This is a genomic window from Nocardia cyriacigeorgica (genome assembly GCF_029868385.1).
Taxonomy (GTDB): domain Bacteria; phylum Actinomycetota; class Actinomycetes; order Mycobacteriales; family Mycobacteriaceae; genus Nocardia; species Nocardia cyriacigeorgica_F.
Genome location: NZ_JARWNX010000040.1, coordinates 42628 through 62587 on the forward strand (window position 1 = coordinate 42628; position 19960 = coordinate 62587).

The following is a 19960-nucleotide window of genomic DNA, read 5'->3' on the forward strand; positions in this document are numbered from 1 at the left end:
CCCAACACCCAGCCGACTCGATGGAGGTCGATATGACAGCAGTGCACACGGACGCTCCGCCCGCGAGCGTCCATCGATGGTGGACGCTCGCGACGGTGTCCGTCGCGACGTTCATGCTGATGCTCGATATCACCGTGGTGAACGTCGCGTTGCCCGCCATCCAAGTGGATATGACGGCGACCTTCGGTGAGATGCAATGGGTGATCGACGCCTATGCGCTCGGCCTCGCCGCGTTCCTGCTCACCTCCGGCTCACTGGGTGACCGGCTCGGGCGGCGGCGGATGTTCGCCATCGGGCTCGTACTGTTCACCGTGGCGTCGGCGGCCTGCGGCCTCGCCGGAGACCCCTTGCTGCTCAATATCGCTCGCGGTGCGCAGGGTGTCGGCGGTGCCATGCTGTACGCGATCGGGCCCGCGCTGATCGCCGCCGATTTCCAGGGTAAGGAGCGCGGCGCGGCGTTCGGAATCTTCGGCGCCACCACCGGTGTGGCCGTCGCGGCCGGGCCATTGCTCGGCGGGCTGCTCACCGAACTCGATTGGCGCTGGGTGTTCTATGTGAATGTGCCGATCGGCATCGTCGCGCTGATCGTGCTGTTCACCCGCGTGCCGGAGAGTGTCGGTCGCCGATCGCATCCGATCGACTACGCCGGGCTCGGGTTTTTCTCGGTGGCGCTGATCACCCTCGTCTTCGGCATCATCCGCGCACCGATCGTCGGCTGGGCGTCGGCGCAGACACTGATCCTGTTGGCGGTCTCGGTCGCGCTGATGGCCGGTTTCGTCATCGTGGAACTGCGGACCCGCTATCCGATGCTCGATCTCGGGCTGCTGCGCAACCGCACCTTCGACGCGCTGTCGGTGGCCACCTTCGCGATCAACTTCGCCGTGCTGCCCGCGATCCTGTTCGGTGTGCTGTGGATGCAGGGCGTGCTCGGCCATTCGGCGGTCGAGACCGGTATCCGCTTCCTGCCGCTGACCGCCATGCTGTTCGTCGCCGCCGTCGCCGGAGGTGTGCTCAGCGCCCGACTGCCGATGAACGTCCTGATCGGCACCGCATTGCTGCTCGCCGGTGTCGGGTTCCTGCTGATGCTGCGCATCGAACCCGGCGACAGCTGGACCGCCGCGCTGATTCCGTTCCTGGTCACCGGCCTCGGCATGGGCCTGTTCAATCCGCCGCGCGCGAATGCCGCGGTGGCCTTGGTCCCGGCCGAGGACTCGGGCATGGGTTCGGGTGCGAACGAGACATTCCAGCAGGTGGGTGCCGCGCTCGGTATCGCCGCCCTCGGCGCGGTCGCGCACGCCTCGATCGACACCAGCCTCACCGACGAGCTGGGGTTGACCGGGGAACAGGCCGAAGCCGCCTCGGACGCGGTCGCCGCCGGAGCCGTCCAGGAGTTCGTCTCCACTGTGCCACCGGAGCAGGCAGCCCATGCCGGGGAGGTAGCCACCGCCGCCTTCGTCGACGCCTTCCACGACGTCGTCTCGATCGGCGGAGTGATATGCCTGGTCGGCGGCCTGGCCGCCCTGCTGCTGATCCGCAGAAGCGATTTCGTCCTCGACCCGGCCGCCCCGGACCTGGAAGCACACGCCGAGCAGAACGCACCCGACCCCGTCCGCACCTGACCGCCCGGCTCAGGCGAGGTGAGGGAACCTGGCGGCCACTGCCTATCGCAGTGGCCGCCAGGCTGTTGTGAGCGGGCCACGGTCGCTACACTCGAGCACCACACCGCTCGGGCTCGTCCGTGGTGTGGGTGCGGCGCGGCCGCACAGTCTGTGATGCGTGATCAGCGGGATGTTCGTGGTTGTTCCATCGAATTGAGAGGCGCTGCATGGCAAGGGATTTGACGCAAGTCGAGCTGCTGACCGAGCTGGAGCCGGTTGTGGCGACCAATATCGACCGACACTTGGCCACGGCCAAGGACTGGCACCCGCACGACTATGTGCCCTGGGACGAAGGCCGCAATTTCGCGGCCATGGGCGGTGAGGATTGGCATCCGGAGCAGTCACGGCTGTCGGAGGTCGCCAAGGTCGCGATGGTGACCAATCTGCTCACCGAGGACAATCTGCCCTCCTATCACCGGGTGATCTCGGAGAACTTCTCCCAGGACGGCGCATGGGGCACCTGGGTCGGCCGGTGGACCGCCGAGGAGAATCGGCACGCCATCGCGATGCGTGACTACCTCATCTGCACCCGCGCGGTCGACCCCGTCGCTCTGGAGAACGACCGAATGGTGCATCTGACCCGCGGTGTGCACGCGCCGGAGGGGTTCGGCGGTGTGCTGGACCAGGTCGCGTACGTGACCGTCCAGGAGCTGGCGACCCGGATCAGTCATCGCAGCACCGGACGAGTCTGCGAGGATCCGATCGCCGACCGGATGCTGCAACGCATCGCGGCCGATGAGAACCTGCACATGATGTTCTATCGCAACATCACCGCTGCGGCGTTCGACCTCGCACCCGATCAGACGATGGAATCGGTGACCCATATCGTGAAGACCTTCACCATGCCCGGCACCGGTATGCCGAACTGGCGACGCAATGGTGTCCTGATGGTCAAGCACGGGATCTACGATCTGCGCCAGCATCTGGACGAGGTCGTGGCACCGGTGCTGCGTATCTGGAATGTCTTCAACCGCAACGATTTCACCGCGCGTGGCGAACGCAGCCGCGAGGAACTCGGCGAGTACATGGAAAAACTCACCCGCGACGTCGTCAAATTCGAAGAACAGCGCGAACGCATCCTCGCCCGCGAGGCCGCCCGCGTCGGATAGCGGACTCCGGTGGCCGGGAACTCACCCAGCCACCGGGAACTCGACGACGAAGCGGGCGCCACCGTGCGCGGCGCCCTCGGCGCGAATGACACCGCCATGGCGTTCGACGACGTCACGGACGATGGCCAGGCCGAGGCCCGCGCCGCCGTCATCGCGGCTGCGGGCATCGTCGAGGCGGACGAAACGCTGGAAGATGCGCTCGCGGTCGGCCTCGGGGACGCCGGGGCCGTCGTCGACGACCTCGATCACCGCGGTGCTTGCGGCGCGGTGCAGCGCCACCCGCACCGATGTCGCCGCATGTCGTTGGGCGTTGTCGATGAGGTTGCCGAGCACACGGGTGATCTGGGTCCGACTTCCGGTGACCATGACCGCCTCGTCCGGCAGCATGTAGTCGACCGGAAGGCGATCACCCATCCGGCGGGATCGCTGTTCCCGGATCAGTGCGGTCAGGTCCACCTCGTCGGCGCGCGGCTGTTCACCCGCGTCGAGCCGGGCCAGGAGCAGCAGGTCGGCGGCCAGATGTTCGATCCGGACGGTGTCGCCGAGGACACCGTCCAGCTCGAGCAGTCCCGGATGCGCCTGTGCCACTTCGAGCTGGGTGCGCAGACTGGCGATCGGGCTGCGCAGCTCATGCGCGGCATCGGCGATGAACCGACGCTGCCGTTCCGAGGATTTCTCCAAGGCGGCGAGGGTTTCGTTGGTGGTGGCGGCGAGCCGGGCGATCTCATCGCGTGAACGGGGTTCGGGGACCCGGCGCGAGAGATCACCGTGCATGATCTCGGCGAGTTCGCGGCGGATAGCCTCGACCGGCCGCAGCGCCCGACGCGTGACCAGCCAGGTCACCGCGGCGACCACCGCGAGCAGCAGCGGCAGCCCGATCAGCATGGCTCGGCGTGCGTCGGCCACCGCGCTCTCGGCGGTGTCGAGGGATGCGCCCGCGTAGATGGTGACCGGCTGCCGGTCGGGGGTGAACCCGGCGAGTGCGGCGACGCGGAAGTTCTCGGTGCCCGCGGCGTCCTCGGCGGGCAATCCGACATTCTGGAAGGCCACCTCCCCGGTGGCGGCGTCGGGTGCCGCGGTGGCGGCGAGTGTGGCGCCGGGGGCATTCCGAGGATCGGCGACGGTTTCCGCGGCCTTCACCGGACTCTCGTCGTCCTCGTCTTCTTCCTCCTCCTCATCATCGTCGTCGTCCTCTTCTTCCTCTTCCTCTTCCTCGTCGTCTCCCTCCTCGGCGCCAGCGGCCTCCGCCGCGGTGGGCGGTGTGAACCTGGCGATCGGGCCGGGGACATGCATATCGGCATCCGCCGCGAGCACCTGCCCGTCGGCCGAAACGACCTGCGCGGGTTCGTCTTCGGGATCGGGAAACCGCAGCGCGGTGAGCGGCGTACCGGCCTCCAGCTGGGCGGCGATATCGCGGGCATTGCCTTCTGCCTGCACGCTCGCGCTCTCCACCAGGTTGTCGCGCAGCGCTGCGAGCACGATCAGACCCGTCGCCGTCAGCGCCACGGCCACCACGGCGGTCGCGGCCGTGGTGGTGCGCGCCCGCACCGAACTCCACGGCGCGCGCCCGCGGCGCGTCTGTTCAACCACGATCGGCCGTCAGCCGATAGCCCGCGCCGCGAACGGTCAGGATGGTGCGGCAGGCGAAGGGCGCGTCGATCTTGCGGCGCAAGGTGCTGATGTACACCTCGACGATGTTCGGGTCGCCGTCATAGGCGAAATCCCAGACATGCTGCAAGATATCGGATTTGGACACCACCTGACCGGCCCGCACGGCCAGGTGCTCGAGCACCGCGAACTCTTTGGCGGTGAGGATCACTTCCTGGTCGCCGCGGCGACACGTGTGCGTCGCGGGATCGAGAACGAGATCACCGACGCGCAGGACCTGGGCCCCGGCGCGGGTCCGGCGGCGCAACAGGGCCCGGATGCGGGCAACGAGCACCACATAGGAGAACGGTTTGCTGAGATAGTCGTCGGCGCCGGTGTCGAGCCCCTCGGCCTCGTCGTACTCGCCGTCCTTGGCGGTGAGCATCAGGACCGGGGTGTCATCGCCCGCCGCGCGCAATGACGCGCACACCCGATAACCGTTCATTCCCGGCAGCATGATGTCGAGGATGATCAGGTCGTAGTCGGTGGTGGTGGCCATGTGCAGTCCTTCGGCGCCGTCATGGACGACATCGACGGCGAAGCCTTCGGCGGACAAACCCTTTGCCAGTGCGAGGGCGAGACGTTTCTCGTCCTCCACGATCAGCAGACGCATCAGCACAGCGTCGCAGATTCTTGCTGAAACGTCCTTAAGGTTGCTTCAGCTCACCTTCAGCATTGCTTTGCCACAGTGGGAACCACATTCGGGAAGCACACCCCCACAGGAGGTCTCACCATGGTCAGCATCATCCGTCGCGCCGCCACCAGTCTTCGCTGGATCCTCGTCGGCGCCGTGGTCCTGGCAGCAGTCGGCATCGGCATCGCCACGTTGACCCTCGGTGGATCGGCCGGGCACACCGTATCGCTGGATCGCCCGATCAGCGAATGGTCGCTGGTCGCGAACCCGAGCATCGACCGGCAGGAGGCCATGAACACCGCGGCCGCGCAGGTCCCGGATGGTGTCGCGGTCTCGGCCGAGTTCGATACCGAACTCGGCGTCGCGGTCTGGGAGGTGGAGGTCCGGACTCCCGCCGGTGTGGAGTACGACGTGACCGTCGACGCGAACACCGGCAAGGTACTCGGCACCGTCGATCAGGACTGACGGCGCCGGACGATCGGCCCGGAGGCGGCGCCGGGCCGATCGTATTTCCCTCCGCGCGAGCGGCACTCAGCTGAGGCATCGGTCGGCAAGACCCCTCGCTGATGTGCCGCTCGTACTGCTGTTCAGGCGAAGGCGGGGAGTCGGACTACTTGGCCGGCATAGGCGAGGCCTGCGCCGAAGCCCACCAGCAGTGCGGTATCGCCTGGTCGGGAGTCGCCGGAGTGGAGGAGTTGGTGCATGGCCATGGGGATGGACGCCGCGCTGGTGTTGCCGGTGTCGACGATATCGCGGGCGATGGCGACCGAGTCGGGGATGTGCAGGGCGCGGGTGAGGGCGTCGGTGATACGCATATTGGCCTGGTGCGGGACGAAGGCGTCGAGGTCGTCGACGGTGACTCCGGCGAGTGTCAGGGCATCGCGGCAGGCCTTCTCCAAAAATGTCACCGCCCAACGGAATACGGCCTGTCCGTTCATTCGGATATAGGGGCGCTCGGTGGTCCCGCCGCTCGCCTCGGCGGCGGCCACCTCGGCGAAGTACTGCTGAAAATCCTTGTCCTGTTTGATCGCCGCGGTCTGGCTGCCGTCGGATCCCCAGGCGACCGGGCCGATGCCCTCGGACTCCGACGGTCCGACGACAACCGCGCCCGCCCCGTCGGCGAAGATGAACGCGCAGCTGCGGTCGGTGGGGTCGAGCAGATCGGAGAGTCGTTCGACCCCGATCACCAGCACATGACGCGCCTGGCCCGCGCGCACCAGATTCGCCGCGTTGGCCAGCGCATAGCAGAAGCCCGCGCAGCCAGCGGAAACATCGAACGCGGCGGTGTCGTGCATACCGAGTTCGGTGGCCACCACCGCGCCCGCCGACGGGCCGAGCACCATTTGGGACGAGGTGGCCAGGACGACGGTGTCGACCTCGTCGGCGGTCAGTCCGGCGGCGTTCAGCGCGGCACGGGCGGCAGCTGTACTCATCCCGACGATGGTCTCGTCGTCTTCCGCCCAGTGCCTGGTGGCGATGCCCGAGCGGGTGCGGATCCACTCGTCCGAGGAATCGATCCGGTCGACGATCTCGGCATTGGGTACGACGCGGCGGGGCCGATACACCCCGAGGCCGAGTAGGGCGGCATGGGCGACCGGGGTGGCGGTGGCGATCTGGGCGGGCACGGGTTCCTCTCCCGGTGAACCGATCGGTTCACGTCGACGAAGTTCTAACATGGACCGATCGGTTCAATCAAGGCTTGGAGGAATTCAGTGACGGCCGGACCCCGCGCCCGACTGCTCGCCAGCACCATCGGCACGGTGCAGGAGCACGGTGTGCACGCCGCCGGGCTGAGTGAACTGCTCAAACGCAGCAATGCCTCGCGCAACTCGCTCTACCAGCACTTCCCCTCCGGGAAGGGTGAGTTGGTGGAGACGGCGGCCAGGATCGTGTCACGCCTGGTGTATTCCCACGTCAGCACCATGGCCGATGCGTTGGCGACGACATCGTCGGTGGAGGGCTGGCTCGATGATCTGTTCGGCTTCTGGCGCGGCCCCCTCGAATCCAGCGACTACCGCGCGGGCTCGTTCATGATGGCGGCCGCATTGGACGAGTCGAATCCGGCGGTCCGGTCCGCTGCGGGCCAGGCATTCGCCCAGTGGACTGCTCGTCTTGCCGAGGGCTTCGTCGGTGCGGGTATCGAACGCGCGACCGCCGGTGCGCTCGCGGGCCTGCTGCTGTCGGTGATCGAGGGCGCGATCGTGCAGAGCCGGGCACTGCGATCGGCCCATCCGTTCGACGATGCGCGCAGCCAGTTCGCGCTGTTGATGGCCGATCATCTGCCACCGAGCTGACGCGGGTGCCACCCGACGATTTTCCGCCCGGTTCCACGAGTTGTCGGAATCTGCCTCCGCCCGATCGTCTAATGGGTGAAGGAGGTGAACCGGCATGAAATACGTGCTGATGTTCTGCGAGACCGAGCAGTGGGAGAAGGACTGGGAGGCGATGGATCAGGCCGAGCGCGATCGCGGGTTCGGACAGGTCCAAGCGTGGTTGGCGCGGTATTCCGACCAGATCGCGCACAATCGCAAACTGGCCGGGCCCGAGACGGCCACGACCGTCCGGCTCGACGGTGAGCGTGCCCCGCTGATCACCGATGGGCCGTTCGTGGAGGGCAAAGAGGTGGTCAGCGGGTATGTCGAGGTCGAGGTGGCCGATCTGGACGAGGCGATCGGGATGGCGCGGACATGGCCGGGATGCCCGCTGGTGGAGATCCGCCCGGTCCTGATGTGACCGAGCCGCAGGCGGCGGCCGTGCTCGCGGAGGTGGTCCGTGAGCACAGCAGCAGACTGGCGTCGGCGCTGGTGGCCTTGCTCGGTGATTTCGCCGCCGCCGAGGATCTGGTGTCGGATGCGGTGGAGCGGGCCCTGCGAACCTGGCCGGTCGACGGTATCCCGGAGCAGCCGCGGGCCTGGCTGTTCACGGTGGCGCGGCGGCGTGGGCTGGATGTGCTGCGCCGCGAGGCGAACTACCGCGACAAGCTACGTCAGCTGCACTGGCCGGTGTACGACGAGCCCGACGATCGGCTACGGCTGATGTTCACCTGCTGCCATCCCGCCCTGTCCCGCGAGGCGCAGGTGGCGTTGACATTGCGGATGGTGTGCGGATTGAGCACGGCTCAGCTGGCGAAGGCTTTCCTCGTATCGGAATCGACGGTATCGCAACGGATCACGCGGGCGAAGCGCAAGATCGGCCAGGCGGGAATCCCCTACCGCGTGCCGGGCGATGATGAGATCGGTGACCGCCTGACCGAGGTGCTCGCGGTCATCTATCTGCTGTTCAACGAGGGCTACCTCGCCACCGGACAGCCGGGCGCACGCGATCTGGCCGTCGACGCCGAATGGCTCGCCACCCTCACCGACCGGCTGCTGCCCGGCGAACCCGAGGTCATGGGCCTGCTCGCCCTGATCCGGCTGCACCGCGCCAGGGCGGCCGCACGCTTCGACACGGCCGGGCGGATCGTGCTGTTGCGCGACCAGGACCGTGCACGGTGGGACCGCGTGGTGATCGACCGTGCGATACAACTGCTGACCGATGCGGGCCGACTGCGACGGCCTGGCCCGTACCAGCTACAGGCGGCGATCGTCGCATGCCATGCGGAAGCCGCGAGCTGGTCCGATACCGACTGGCCGCAGATCCTGCTGCTCTACGACATGCTGTTGCGGTTGAACCCGTCACCGGTCATCCGGCTGCACCGTGCGGTCGCGGCCGCCCGCGTCGAAGGAGCCTCCGCCGCCTTGGCCGAGGTCGACGAGTTGGCCGCACAGCTGGCCAACTATCACCTCTTCCACGCCACCCGTGCCGAACTCCTGCGCGAACTCGGCCGCCACACCGAGGCGCGCACGGCCGACCGCCGAGCCCTCGACCTCACCAGCAACCCTGCCGAGCAGGCCGTGCTCGAGGAACGGCTCGGCCGCTCCGACCGCCCGATCGACCAGGGCGGAAATGTAGGTCACCGACAGCGCCCGCGGATGTGTGCCACCGATATCGACCGGGGCGACACGCGTTCGTGCTGACCACGCTGCGGGATCGCGCCGCCTACCGTGGACGAAAACCCGAAGGAGATGCAGTGAAGCTTCGACATATCGTGGCCGGTGTCGTGCTGGCGGGCGCGGCCCTGTGCGCCGCGCCCGCTGTCGCGTCCGCTGATGATCCGGAATTCCCGCGCAATGGCGTCATCCCGCCGGGGACCTACCACATCGTCCGGCATCCCTCGAATGTGCTCGGCTCGCCACTGGAGAACTGCGATCTGCAAGTCTTCGTGGACGGTCGATCGGTCGTACTGGCGTGTCCGACGTTCAGCCGGGCCGGGCATCAGCGGCCCGTCGGAACCGACGAAACCTATGTGACCTTCGATTTCGTACCGATCGGCCTGGATCTGCGTGATATCGACCCGCGCCAAGGCCATTGGATCGGGACGATGAACATCGCCGACACACCTGCCGCCGCGCCCTACCCGCTGGCGGGGGTCACACTGCAACGGCGCTGATCAACACCCACTCTTCGGGGTGGGCGCCAGCGCACCGTCACCGCAGCCGAGGTCGAGCGCGCGGCGGTGGCCGCCGAGCCGGTCCGCGATCCAGCTGTACAGATCCGCGCCAGGCCGCAGGGGCGTGGCGGTGATGCGGCTGCCGGGCCGGAACCGCCGCGGATCGGAGTCGTAGTCGCGTTCGGTCGCCACAGCGCCGGTATCGACCGATGGCCGGGCCGGAGTGGGGCCGGTGGTTTCGGTGCAGTGGCGTCGCGGCGGTCGGGCTGCACATGCGTGACCGTTCAGGGTCGGCCGGTCGGGGCTGAGGCGCGGCGGGTAGTGGTGCCGCTGCTGATCAAGTCCGCCATCTCGTCGAGGGCGGTGCGGATCATCGCGCCGTAGTCGTCGTCGGGAAGGGCGTGCAGGTGGGTGCGGGCGGCGTCGACCTGCTGGCGCGCGGCGTCGAACGCGGACAGGCGGCGGTAGTTGTCGGCGAGGTTCAGGTGCAGGGACGGGAAGAATCCACGGACATCGAGGGTGGCGTCGAACTCCTTGACGCGGGCGTCGGCGAGGGTCTCTGCGGCATCCAAGGCGCGGATATCCCAGGCCAGCGCCTGCGCGGGGTCGTCGTACAGGTCGGCGAGATAGTGAGCGAGGGTGCAGCGGTGGAACGGGTCGCCGTGCGGGCCGATCTCGGTCCACAGATCGGTGAGGGTGCTGCGCGCACCTGCACCATCGCCCGCGCGGCCGCGGGTGACGGCGGCGGTGATGGCGGCCATGGTCGGATCGGGCTCGGTCATGCGGGGTTCTCCTCGACGAGTGGACGGGTCGGCATGGCAAGGGTCGTGAGGTCGCCGTCGGTGGCGGATCGGATGACGACGGGCAGATCGGGCGCCGAGATGTCGAGCATGATGTCGGGGCCGATGGTGGTGGTGATCGCCGATCGCAAGTTCGTGCGTTCGAAGGTCACGGCGAGATCCGTGCCCGTCACTGTCGCCGGAATCGTCGTTTTCGACGGCGCGGCTGCCGTGTGGGTGTCACCGCTACAGCCATCGGAATGGGTAGTCGTATTGCCGGATTCGTGCGGACTGTGTGCCTCGTGTGGGTCGGTTGCCGTATCGCCGGAGCCAACCGCCCCGTCGCCGGAATTGTGCTCTGCCCCGCCCGGGATCGTGCCGTTCGGCGCGGTGCCTCGATCGGTGCATGCCGGGGGACCGGCCTCGGCGACCGTGACCACGTTCGCGCCGATCGACAGATACAGCGTGTCCTCGCACGAATCGATGGCGTCGAGCAGCACCGGGCGCGGTAGGACCACGCGGGTGCGTACGGGCGCCAAGTCGGACAGCAGAGCTCGGTAGTCCGGGAATGGTTCGTCGATCGTCGCGCAGCGGCGGTCGGTTCCCGCGCTACTCAGACGTACGGCATCCGGTTCCGGAATCAGCGCCGTCTCGTCCTGTTCGGCCAGCCAGGGCACTATTCGCGCCAGCTCGGCCGCATCGATGACCCGCGCCCAGCTCTCGCCCGACCACGAATGCGGGACCAGGGTGCGGGTGGTCAGCCGGTACCGGTCGGTGGCGGTGAGAACGACGGCCTCCCGATCTGCTTCCACGAAAATGCCGGTGAGCACCCGGAACTCGCCGTCGGCGGCGACTGCCGAACCGACCTGCGTGATCGTCGCCGCCAGCAGCGCACCCGGCAGGCATACCCGCGGCAGGAGCGCGAGTTCGGATTTGATCGCGGCCGCGGTGGTGGCAGCCTCGCGAGCGCGTCGCGTCAGGGTGTCCACGTGTTCGTCCAGCAGACGCGCCGCCTCGTCCGGTTCCGCGGACAGTATCGCGGCGACCGCGTCGAGGCCGATGTCGATATCGCGCAGTTTGCGGATGAGGACGGCGCGTTCGCGCTGTTCGTCGGTGTAGTACCGGTACCCGGTGGCCGCGTCGACCTCGGCGGGTACGAGCAGACCGCAGTCGTCGTAGAACCGCAGCGCACTGGGCGTCAGTCCGCATGCGCGAGCCAGCACCCCGATGGTGATCAATCGCCTGTCCGCATTCACCCGGCCATCATCGGGCCTCGACCAACTCGAAGGTCAAGCTCGCCAGCGGCGGGCAGCCGACTATGCAGGCCGTGCAGGAGTGCCTGCGCGACAGCCGCCGAAAGGATCAGCCGATGACGGCGTTCATGATGGTGCCCGCGCTGGTGGCGACCGCGCCGCCGATCATGGCGCCCGCGACCATCTTCGGCGATTGGAGACCGCCGCCGGTCCATTTCTCCCAGGCGAACCTGCCGCCCGCGTAGATGATGCCGCAGACTCCGGACAGCAGCACGAACCAGGTCAGGTAGCGGACGAGTTGGAGGATCTTGTCCGACATCGGTGGGGCTTCTGGGGTGGGGTTGCCGATTTGCGCGACGGTGTCGTAGACGGCGGCCAGGATCATCTCGCTGCTCACTCTGGTTCGGGGTGGGCGGGAACTCTTCGGTGAAATCGTATCCGGTCATCCGGTCGATCGCAGTCACGTGCCTCCGACCTCGCGTTTTCCAGCGGCAGGTGTAGTCAATTCCCCTGTGTGGCAACACTTGCGGGAGGAGTCGGGGGTCCGGGATGATGAAGGGCGCGGGGGTCACCACCGACTGCGTCGATTCGCTTGGTGCGTAACGTCTTACGCCCGCGGTGTGTGGATATATCGGTTCGGTAGCACGGGAGAGGTACGGACGTGAGCATCATCTCGACGTCGCTTGCAGACACGGTCACGACGCTCGCGCAGATGGGTAATCCCACACCCGAGCCACCGCCGCTGGCCGACAAGGTGGAGCAGTTCCTGCGCTACGGCACCTGGCTGGCCATGCTGTCGGGCACCATCAGCATCGTCTACGCGGGTGGGCGTTTCGCCTGGGAGAAATGGAGCGGCGGCGCCTTGCAGTCGCCGAAGATGGTCGCCGGCGCCATGATCGGCGGCACCGTCGCCACCAGCGCGGGCACCATCATGAACACCGTGCTCGGCACCTGATCCGGTCATGCGTGTGTCGACGAGCGTCGGCAAACGCACGGCTATACTTCCTCGCGTATCTCTCCACTCCGGCGATATCGGACAGCAGGGAGTTCTGCGATGAGTCGCACCGCACCGCGGTATCCCGTCGGGTCGGCGGCACCGGATCGGGCATCCGATGAGCGACCGGCGTTTTCCCGTCGCGCGGTTCTCGGTGCCGTGGTGGCCGCCGCGGGTCTGGCGGCCTGTGGCGAATCGGGCGACGACGGTTCGGCGACGCCCTCCGGCACCGCGCAGGACCGCACCGAGGTCGCCACCGACGCCTACATCTTCGGCTATCCGCTCGTGCTGATGGACGCCAACCGTGAGGCCCTCACCGAAGGCGGCGGCAGCAACCGGTTCCAGCATGCCGCCGGCCTACCGGTGCCGAGCACGCGCGGTAGCCGCCGGGTCGGCCTCGACTCCCTGTATTCCTCGGCCTGGCTCGATCTGCGCGAGGAGCCCATGGTGCTCCAGGTGCCCGAGATCGACCCGCGCCGTTACTGGGTCATGCAGCTGCTCGATGCCTGGACCAATACGGTGCACAATCCGAGCAGTGTCCGCCCCCAGCAGGCCGAGGGCACCGCGGCGCCCTATGCCTACCTGATCTCCGGTCCCGGCTGGTCGGGCAGTGTGCCCGAAGGAATGCGGTCCCTGCCCATGCCGACTCGGATGGTGTGGCTGCTCGGCCGCATTCAGGTCAACGGTCGCGACGATGTGCCCGCCGTCCGCGCCATCCAGACGCAACTGAGGCTCACGCCGCTGAGTTCCTGGCCGCCCGGCGCCATTACCTCACCGCCCGCCGGTCAGGAGGGGCCTGCCGAACTGCCGGAGCCACCCGTCGAGGCGGTGGCCGATATGTCCGCGCGCGACTTCTTCGACCGGATGTGCGCCCTGATGGTCGACAATCCGCCCGCCCCCGAGGACGCCCCGGCGCTGGACCGCTTCGCGACGGTCGGCATCACCCCTGGCGGCCACCCACGCGGTATCGACACCGATGAGCTGATCGCGGGCGCGGACACCGCTCGCCGTCAGATCGCGGTCTACCTGGACCCGCTCGCCAGGACCGAGAACGGGTGGGTGATCAACACCGATATCGGCCGCTACGGCACCAACTATCTGTTGCGGGCCAGCACCGCCAACCGTGGTCTCGGGGCCAACCTCGCGGAGAACGCGATGTATCCGACGCTATTCGGCGATGCGGGCGGAGACGGCGCCTCGGTCCCGTTCCGGCTGCGTTTCCCGCCCGGTGCGACACCTCCGGTGGACGCCTTCTGGTCGCTCACCGCCTACGGTGCCAACGGGCATCTCGTCGCCAACCCGGCCGAGATCTACTCCATCGGCCATCAGGTTCCCGTGGTGTACCAGCCCGACGGAACGCTCGAACTCGCCGTCCAATACGCCGATCCCGGTTCGACGGTGCCCGCGGGCAATTGGCTGCCGATACCACCCGCCGGCCAGTTCTCGCTGGTGCTGCGCCTGTACGCGCCGCGCGAAGCCGCGCTCACGGGTGCCTGGGTGCCGCCACCGCTCGAACCTGTTTCCTGACCCGGCGTCGAGGCGGGTCCTCGGGGATGGCGACTCGGGTTGCCGGATCTCCCGGTGGAATCGAGGTGCATTCGGGAACGCACCGGGCCGATGGATGGGCCGCCATGACGTAGGAGTGGCCGGGCTAGTGAGTTAACGGACATTACTAAACAGTGTTCACTGTCGCCCGGATGTGGTTTCATCTCCTTATCGGACCCACGAATTCGAGGGCGGACGCCCGAACCCGCAGGAGCAAGCCGTGACCACAACGATCACCGACGGTGCGCGCCGGAAAGTCGGTCTCGCTTGAACCTGCGGATCACCCACCCGACGCCGCGCGGTCGCGCGCCGGTGATCACCGACGCCGATATCCGTGGCGCCGCGCGCACGCTGCTGGTGGAACAGGGCACCGATGCGGTCACCCTGCGCGCGATCGCACGGTCGCTCGGCGTCACCGCGCCCGCGCTCTACCGGTACTACCGATCGCTCGACGATCTGCTGGAAAGCCTGCGCCTGGATATCTGCGCCGATCTGGCCGCCGAACTATCGGACCGGATCGCCGAGCTGCCCGATGACGGCGCCATCCAATTCTTCGCCATCTGCCAGGGATTCCGGCAGTGGGCGCTGGCCCACACCAGGGAATTCACCCTCGTATTCGCCTCGCCGGGCAGCGGCGGCCGCGGTATGCGCGGTTTCGACGAACCCTTCGGCCGGATCTTTCTCGCCGCCGCGGGCAGGCTGCTGGCCACCTACGACGTCACCACCCCACCCGCCGACGACATTCCTGGCGAGCTGCGCGCAGATCTGCAACGCTTTCAGACCGAATTGCTCGCCGCGCTCGCCGAGGCGGGCCAGCCCGTGCCCGCCGACCGGCTCGACCTCGGCGTCACCTATCTGATGATCCAGATCTGGGCGCGGCTCTACGGGCACGTCACCCTCGAGGTGTTCGGCAATTATCCGGTGCCGCTGTCGAATCCGGAGATCCTGTTCGACACCATGCTGGCCGATCTCGGCCGGTCGGCCGGTTTGATCCCCGACTGACGGCTCAGATGCGCGCGCCCTTGGTGCGGTTGCAGGCCCGGCACAGGATCTGCAAATTGGTCGCGCTGGTGGCGCCGCCACGGCTGAGCGGGATGATGTGGTCGAATTCGAGATAGTGGCCGTCACCGCATTCGACGCATTTGCCACCGTCGCGTTGCCACACCTCCGCCTTCACCTCCTGCGGAATGCTGCGGGTGTCGCGCTGACCAGGGGTGAGGGCGAGCCGTTTGGCGACGCGCAGCGCACCCTCGACGGCGGCGGCGACGTAATGCGGATCGTCGACAGCGAAGCGGGCGCCACCGCGCGCCGAGGTCGCGGCGATCGCGACGATATCGGCGCCGGTCTGCTCATCGGGCTCGATGGCGACCGAGACGATCCGTGACCACGGCATCTCGATACCCGAGTCGGAACCGACGAACCGCAGCTTCTTATTGCTGACGATCAACCGCCCGTCGGTGTATTTCGTCCCCTTGGCCAGCACCCGGACCTGTGTCGCGCCCGCGTCGAAATGCACCCGTTCCTCGGGGTCCAGGTGCAGGCCCGGTGTGCGGACCGTCGGCAGATCGCCGGTGCGCAGCCGGGTGAGGGTGCGGCCGCGATGCATACGGCGATGCAGATCGTCGATCTGCGGGCCGCTGAGACCGAGTTCGGCCACGGTCTGTTTGAAGCGCTCGAACTCCTCGCCATCGATCTGCCCGTCGGCCATCGCGAAGGCCACCATGCGCTCGACATGATGCAGCGCGAGCGGCCGGAGCGAGGCGCGCCCGGCGCTCTCCTCGATGCGCTGATACCGCAACGACGCCCACAGCGCCGCCCATTCCGGGCCCTGCGGTCCCGAACCCGACAGCACCCGCCAGACCTGGGTGTGCCAGTGCGTGAGGTACTCCTCGATCTCGTCGGCGCAGCCGCGGCAGTCGTGGTGGCCGCCGAAGATCTTGCGTCGCCTGCGGTTTCCACACCGATCGCACAGATGCGGGTGCGCGGGCAGCGCCCGGCGGGTGTCGCCGGTCCAGTGGGTGCCGTCCCACCAGCGCAGCCGGGTGCCGTCGTGCGGGTCGGGATGCCAGTTCGCGTGGTCGGGTTCGGGTGGTGGTGGGGGTTCGGCGGGTAGTTCCGGTGCGATGTCGCGGCGCAATGTCAGCGTCGGCGCGGTACGGGCGGGTTCGTGGGTGAGGACATTGCCGGGGGCGCGCCGGGGGGAGCGATCGGCATCAGGGGCGCGCCGCGTGGCGGCGGGTGGCGCCGCCGCGGGTGCGCCCGGTTCATCGACGACGACACCGAACTCGGTGACCAATCCGGCCATCCCCGACTCCCAGCCCTGCCCGACGGCCCGGAACCGCCACTGCCCGTCGCGCCGGTAGAACTCGCCGAACATCATCGCCGCCACCGACTCCGAGTCCTCGACCTCGTACGCGGCGATGGGGCCGTCGGCATCGAGCACGGTGACGGTGAGACCCGCGATATCGGCAAAACTGGCCTCGTCCACCGATCCGGTGACGACGATGCGCGTCACCTCGGCTTCGGTGCGCGGCAACGACACACTCAGCCGTGCCGTCCCCGCCGCGGGCGCCTGATCGAGAGTGACGGCCTGCGAGATATGCCGGGGCGCGTTGTAGAAGACCAGATCACGATCGGTGCGCACCGTGCCCGAATCGGTGAGCAACAGCGCGTGCGCGTCCACCGCATGCCCCGAACGCCATGAAACGACCACGGCTAGAAGCGAAGTCGGTACCGGCGCGTTCGCGCCCTTGCTGAGTTTCATCGTTGTCGAACTATGCCACGAGGCTCCGACAGTCTTGCCACGGCTGTTCTCGCTTACGGGGCGGGCCGTCGGCGCCCGGTGTACGACTACCCCGCGGTGGTGGCGACACCGTCCGGTCTTCGCCCGCAATCCTGTCGCATCCGCGCAGGTTGGGGCACAGTAGTGCTATGACGAATCCGAAGGATGCGGGCAAGCAGCCGCCGGGGCGGGCGCCCGGATCACGGAAGGTGCCCAACCCCGGTGACGTCCTGGCCGCCGCCCAATCCGCGGTGGAGGCGGCGCAGACCGCGGCCGGGCAGGCGCTGGACGCCGCGCGGCTCACCGCGGGCTACTCCTTCGACGCGGCCGTGCGGCTGCCACCGGCTTCGGCCCAGCTGGCCTCCCAACTGCCCGATCTGCTCGACAACCTGTCCACCGCGATCGACCGTCTCAACTCCACCATCGACCGCCTCGACCGCACGCTCGCCCTCGCCGACCCGGCCTTCGCCGCCTACGACCGGCTGCTGCCGCGGTTGGAGGCGATGATCTCCCTCGGTGAGGATCTGTTCGGCGCGCTGTCGAAACTGCCGGGAGTGAGCATGCTCGGCCGCCTGGCCGGACGCGGTGAGGACGCCACCGAACCGCCGCAGCAGCCGGACCGCGGCGCTCGTGCACGCGACCCCAAACGCCGATAGGCGGGCGGCCCGACCTGCGGGTGGCCAGTCCTATCCGGGGCCTCGGCTCAGCCGATGCGTGCGGGGCTCGGCTCGAGCGCGGTGACCGCGCGGTGCGTGGCGGCGGCCTTGAGGACCATCTCCTCGTACTCCTCCTCCGGCGCCGAATCCAATACGATCGCCCCGCCCGCGCCGATCCGCCAGCGGTCGTGCTGGCGGACGGCGGTGCGGATGACGATATTGAGGTCGGCAGTGCCGCCGAGGCCGAGGAACCCGATGGTGCCGGAATAGACCCCGCGGGCCCGCGTTTCCAGCTCATCGATGATTTCCATGGTGCGCACCTTGGGTGCGCCGGTCATCGACCCGCCGGGGAAACACGCACGCACACAGTCGATCACACTCGCTTCCGGCCGGAGCGTACCGCGCACGGTCGACACCAGCTGATGCAGTGTGGAATACGTTTCGGTGACCATCAATTTCGGTACATGCACACTGCCGATCGCGCAGACCCGGCCGAGATCGTTGCGCAGCAGATCGACGATCATCAGGTTCTCGGCCCTGGTCTTCGGGCTGGCGGCGAGTTCACCGCGCAGCCGCTCGTCCTCGGCGGGCGTGGCTCCGCGCGGCGCGGTGCCCTTGATCGGTTTGCTCTCCACGGTGCGGTGGCGGTCGATCTTCAGGAAACGTTCGGGGGAGGAGCAGGCGATCTCGAGGCCGTCGAATCGCAGATACGCCGCGTACGGTGCGGGATTGCAGCGGCGCAGCGTCCGGTAGACGTCGAGGCCGTCGGCGGTGGCGGGGACGGTGGCGGTATCGGTCAGGCAGATCTCGTAGGATTCGCCCGCCCGCAACGCGTCCTGGCAGATGGCGATATCGATCAGATAGCGCTCGCGGCCACGCCCGAGGGAAGCCGCGACCGCATCGGTATCGGCGTCGATGGCGAGTTCGGGTGGATTGGCCCAGGTGGGCAGCGATTCCACTACCTCGGCGGTGGTGCGAAGCCACTCGTCGGCAGAGCCGGTTGCCGCCGGTTCGGCCAGTGCGAGCAGATGCGTCCGTCCCGCCTCGTGATCGACCACCACGATCCGATCGGCGAAGATCCACTGTGCGTCCGGGGCCTCGGCGCGATGCGCGGCCCCCGCCCCGCAGTCGGCCTTCACTTCATAACCCAGATAGCCGACATATCCGCCGGTGAAATCGAAGGGCAGATCCGGCAATTCGATCCGCCGGGCCCGCAGCTGCGCATCGAGGTAGTCCAGGATCCGGCCGGGCACCGCGCGCTCACCCTCGGCCCCGCACACTGTGACGACACCGGCCCCGACCCGATACCGCACCACTTCGGCCAGCGGCCCACTCGCGTCACCCAGGAACGAGAACCGATCCAGGCCCGGTTCGACATGCTCGCTGTCGAGCCAGAACGCGGTCGCCGAATCGCCGTAGAGCCGAAGGAACATCGCCTCGGTGTCCACGGCCCGCTCCAGTACGTGATGCCGGAGCTGTAAGGAGTCGTCGGCCGAGCGTGCCGCGTTATCGCTGTGATCGTTCGAGGATTCCGAGCCGGACGCTCCCGCACGGGTCGGTGTCGCATGGCCGGCGCGGGGCGCGAGGCGGTCGGCGAAATATGCAGCGGTAGAGGGTGAAACGGCCTCGGACCGCGCCGTTGCGCGGCGATCGGCGTCGTTCGGCGCTGTCGAGAACGCGTGGCCCATGGCGCGCGGCGAAACGGTCGCAGGCGAGGCAGGGGAGGTGTTCCGCGCGGTGGCATCCTTGGGGACCGGCGACCCGTCGGCGACCGATGCCGAACCGGATCGAATTCCGCGTGCCGTCGTCAATCGCGCGAAGTTGGCCAGAATCGCCCCACCGTGTTCGCTCGCGATGGATTCCGGATGGAACTGCACACCCCACTGCGGGCGGCTGCGGTGCCGCACCCCCATCACCACGCCATCGGCCGATCGCGCGGTCACCTCCAGCGCATCCGGCAGTGGCTCGACAGCGCGGAGCGAGTGATAGCGCACGGCCGTGAACCGCGGTGGCAGCCCCGCGAACAGGCCATCGCCGTCGTGCTCGATCCGATCGAGATAGCCGTGCCGCGCCGCCGGCGCCGCATCGACCACGCCGCCCTCGGCCATCACGATCGCCTGATGTCCGAGGCAGACGCCCAGCAGCGGCAGGTCGGTTTCCCGGATCACCGCGGCCGAGACGCCGATATCGCGTGTCACGTCGGGGCGGCCCGGTCCCGGCGAGATGACGACATTGTCGAATCGGTCGAGGCGCAGCTGCCGCACCGTCCGCGCCTCGTCGTTGCGCACGACGGTCGGCTCGGTCCCATATACCTCGCTGATCAGCTGATACAGGTTGTAGGTGAACGAGTCGTAATTGTCGATCAACAGCGTGCGCATGGTGTTGCGAACCCTACGCTGCGACCCGGCCCATTA

20 protein-coding genes are annotated in these 19960 nt (G+C 68.1%); 11 read left to right on the top strand and 9 right to left on the bottom strand.

The annotated features are described in order from the left end of the window. Positions 1 to 95: 95 nt before the first annotated feature. The gene (locus QH168_RS10345; RefSeq protein ID WP_280234317.1) at positions 96 to 1619 is read left to right on the top strand and encodes an MFS transporter; all 1524 of its coding nucleotides are present in this window, start codon (positions 96 to 98) and stop codon (positions 1617 to 1619) included. 206 nt (positions 1620 to 1825) lie between these two features. Beyond that, complete coding sequence (locus tag QH168_RS10350; RefSeq protein ID WP_280234318.1) at positions 1826 to 2767, top strand: acyl-ACP desaturase; 942 nt, start codon at positions 1826 to 1828, stop codon at positions 2765 to 2767. Positions 2768 to 2788: 21 nt separating this feature from the next. On the opposite strand, the gene QH168_RS10355 is transcribed toward QH168_RS10350, so the two are convergent. Both QH168_RS10355 and QH168_RS10360 read right to left on the bottom strand, forming a co-directional pair. Then, on the bottom strand, positions 2789 to 4357 hold the full coding sequence (locus tag QH168_RS10355; RefSeq protein WP_280234319.1) for a sensor histidine kinase: 1569 nt from the start codon (positions 4355 to 4357) through the stop codon (positions 2789 to 2791). Continuing rightward, on the bottom strand, positions 4350 to 5027 hold the full coding sequence (locus QH168_RS10360; protein ID WP_280234320.1) for a response regulator transcription factor: 678 nt from the start codon (positions 5025 to 5027) through the stop codon (positions 4350 to 4352). The genes QH168_RS10355 and QH168_RS10360 overlap by 8 nt, the downstream gene beginning before the upstream one ends. A gap of 120 nt (positions 5028 to 5147) precedes the next feature. Here QH168_RS10360 and QH168_RS10365 point away from each other — a divergent pair, with 120 nt between their 5' ends. Further along, entirely contained in the window at positions 5148 to 5513 is a 366-nt protein-coding gene (locus QH168_RS10365) for a PepSY domain-containing protein (RefSeq protein WP_280234321.1), read from the top strand. 122 nt (positions 5514 to 5635) lie between these two features. Here QH168_RS10365 and QH168_RS10370 read toward each other — a convergent pair whose 3' ends face one another. Then, positions 5636 to 6673, bottom strand: coding sequence for a beta-ketoacyl-ACP synthase III (locus tag QH168_RS10370; protein ID WP_280234323.1), 1038 nt, complete (start codon positions 6671 to 6673; stop codon positions 5636 to 5638). 87 nt (positions 6674 to 6760) lie between these two features. On the opposite strand from QH168_RS10370, the gene QH168_RS10375 reads away from it, so the two are divergent. The 4 genes from QH168_RS10375 (at position 6761) to QH168_RS10390 (ending at position 9537) form a co-directional block, all read left to right on the top strand. Continuing rightward, on the top strand, positions 6761 to 7342 hold the full coding sequence (locus tag QH168_RS10375) for a TetR/AcrR family transcriptional regulator (RefSeq protein WP_280234325.1): 582 nt from the start codon (positions 6761 to 6763) through the stop codon (positions 7340 to 7342). A 94-nt stretch (positions 7343 to 7436) separates the two neighbouring features. After that, positions 7437 to 7781, top strand: coding sequence for a YciI family protein (locus QH168_RS10380; RefSeq protein WP_280234326.1), 345 nt, complete (start codon positions 7437 to 7439; stop codon positions 7779 to 7781). Next, the gene (locus tag QH168_RS10385; protein WP_280234327.1) at positions 7778 to 9064 is read left to right on the top strand and encodes an RNA polymerase sigma factor; all 1287 of its coding nucleotides are present in this window, start codon (positions 7778 to 7780) and stop codon (positions 9062 to 9064) included. The genes QH168_RS10380 and QH168_RS10385 overlap by 4 nt, the downstream gene beginning before the upstream one ends. Before the next feature lie 53 nt (positions 9065 to 9117). Further along, on the top strand, positions 9118 to 9537 hold the full coding sequence (locus tag QH168_RS10390) for a hypothetical protein (protein WP_280234328.1): 420 nt from the start codon (positions 9118 to 9120) through the stop codon (positions 9535 to 9537). Here QH168_RS10390 and QH168_RS10395 read toward each other — a convergent pair whose 3' ends face one another. The 4 genes from QH168_RS10395 to QH168_RS10410 all read right to left on the bottom strand — a co-directional run bounded on the left by QH168_RS10395 (position 9538) and on the right by QH168_RS10410 (position 11954). Further along, positions 9538 to 9729, bottom strand: a complete 192-nt coding sequence (locus QH168_RS10395) for a hypothetical protein (RefSeq protein ID WP_280234329.1) — start codon at positions 9727 to 9729, stop codon at positions 9538 to 9540. A gap of 92 nt (positions 9730 to 9821) precedes the next feature. Then, positions 9822 to 10319 carry a hypothetical protein gene (locus tag QH168_RS10400; protein ID WP_280234330.1) on the bottom strand — a complete coding sequence of 166 codons (498 nt, stop codon included), beginning with the start codon at positions 10317 to 10319 and terminating at the stop codon, positions 9822 to 9824. Beyond that, positions 10316 to 11572, bottom strand: coding sequence for a MerR family transcriptional regulator (locus QH168_RS10405; RefSeq protein ID WP_280234331.1), 1257 nt, complete (start codon positions 11570 to 11572; stop codon positions 10316 to 10318). Before QH168_RS10405 ends, QH168_RS10400 begins: the two co-directional genes overlap by 4 nt. A 106-nt stretch (positions 11573 to 11678) precedes the next feature. After that, positions 11679 to 11954 carry a hypothetical protein gene (locus QH168_RS10410; protein WP_163825018.1) on the bottom strand — a complete coding sequence of 92 codons (276 nt, stop codon included), beginning with the start codon at positions 11952 to 11954 and terminating at the stop codon, positions 11679 to 11681. A gap of 327 nt (positions 11955 to 12281) precedes the next feature. Between QH168_RS10410 and QH168_RS10415 the strand changes: the two genes are divergently transcribed. The 3 genes from QH168_RS10415 to QH168_RS10425 all read left to right on the top strand — a co-directional run bounded on the left by QH168_RS10415 (position 12282) and on the right by QH168_RS10425 (position 15110). Beyond that, positions 12282 to 12524: a hypothetical protein gene (locus QH168_RS10415; protein ID WP_432421073.1), complete on the top strand. Its 243-nt coding sequence runs from the start codon at positions 12282 to 12284 to the stop codon at positions 12522 to 12524. A gap of 99 nt (positions 12525 to 12623) precedes the next feature. After that, complete coding sequence (locus tag QH168_RS10420) at positions 12624 to 14090, top strand: DUF1254 domain-containing protein (protein ID WP_280234333.1); 1467 nt, start codon at positions 12624 to 12626, stop codon at positions 14088 to 14090. Positions 14091 to 14375: 285 nt separating this feature from the next. Beyond that, entirely contained in the window at positions 14376 to 15110 is a 735-nt protein-coding gene (locus tag QH168_RS10425) for a TetR/AcrR family transcriptional regulator (protein WP_280234334.1), read from the top strand. A gap of 4 nt (positions 15111 to 15114) precedes the next feature. Here QH168_RS10425 and QH168_RS10430 read toward each other — a convergent pair whose 3' ends face one another. Next, complete coding sequence (locus tag QH168_RS10430; protein ID WP_280234335.1) at positions 15115 to 16872, bottom strand: TerD family protein; 1758 nt, start codon at positions 16870 to 16872, stop codon at positions 15115 to 15117. A 167-nt stretch (positions 16873 to 17039) separates the two neighbouring features. Between QH168_RS10430 and QH168_RS10435 the strand changes: the two genes are divergently transcribed. Beyond that, complete coding sequence (locus tag QH168_RS10435) at positions 17040 to 17546, top strand: hypothetical protein (RefSeq protein ID WP_280234336.1); 507 nt, start codon at positions 17040 to 17042, stop codon at positions 17544 to 17546. Between the two features lie 47 nt (positions 17547 to 17593). Here QH168_RS10435 and pabB read toward each other — a convergent pair whose 3' ends face one another. After that, positions 17594 to 19924, bottom strand: a complete 2331-nt coding sequence (gene pabB / locus QH168_RS10440) for an aminodeoxychorismate synthase component I (protein WP_280234337.1) — start codon at positions 19922 to 19924, stop codon at positions 17594 to 17596. Between the last annotated feature and the right edge of the window lie 36 nt (positions 19925 to 19960).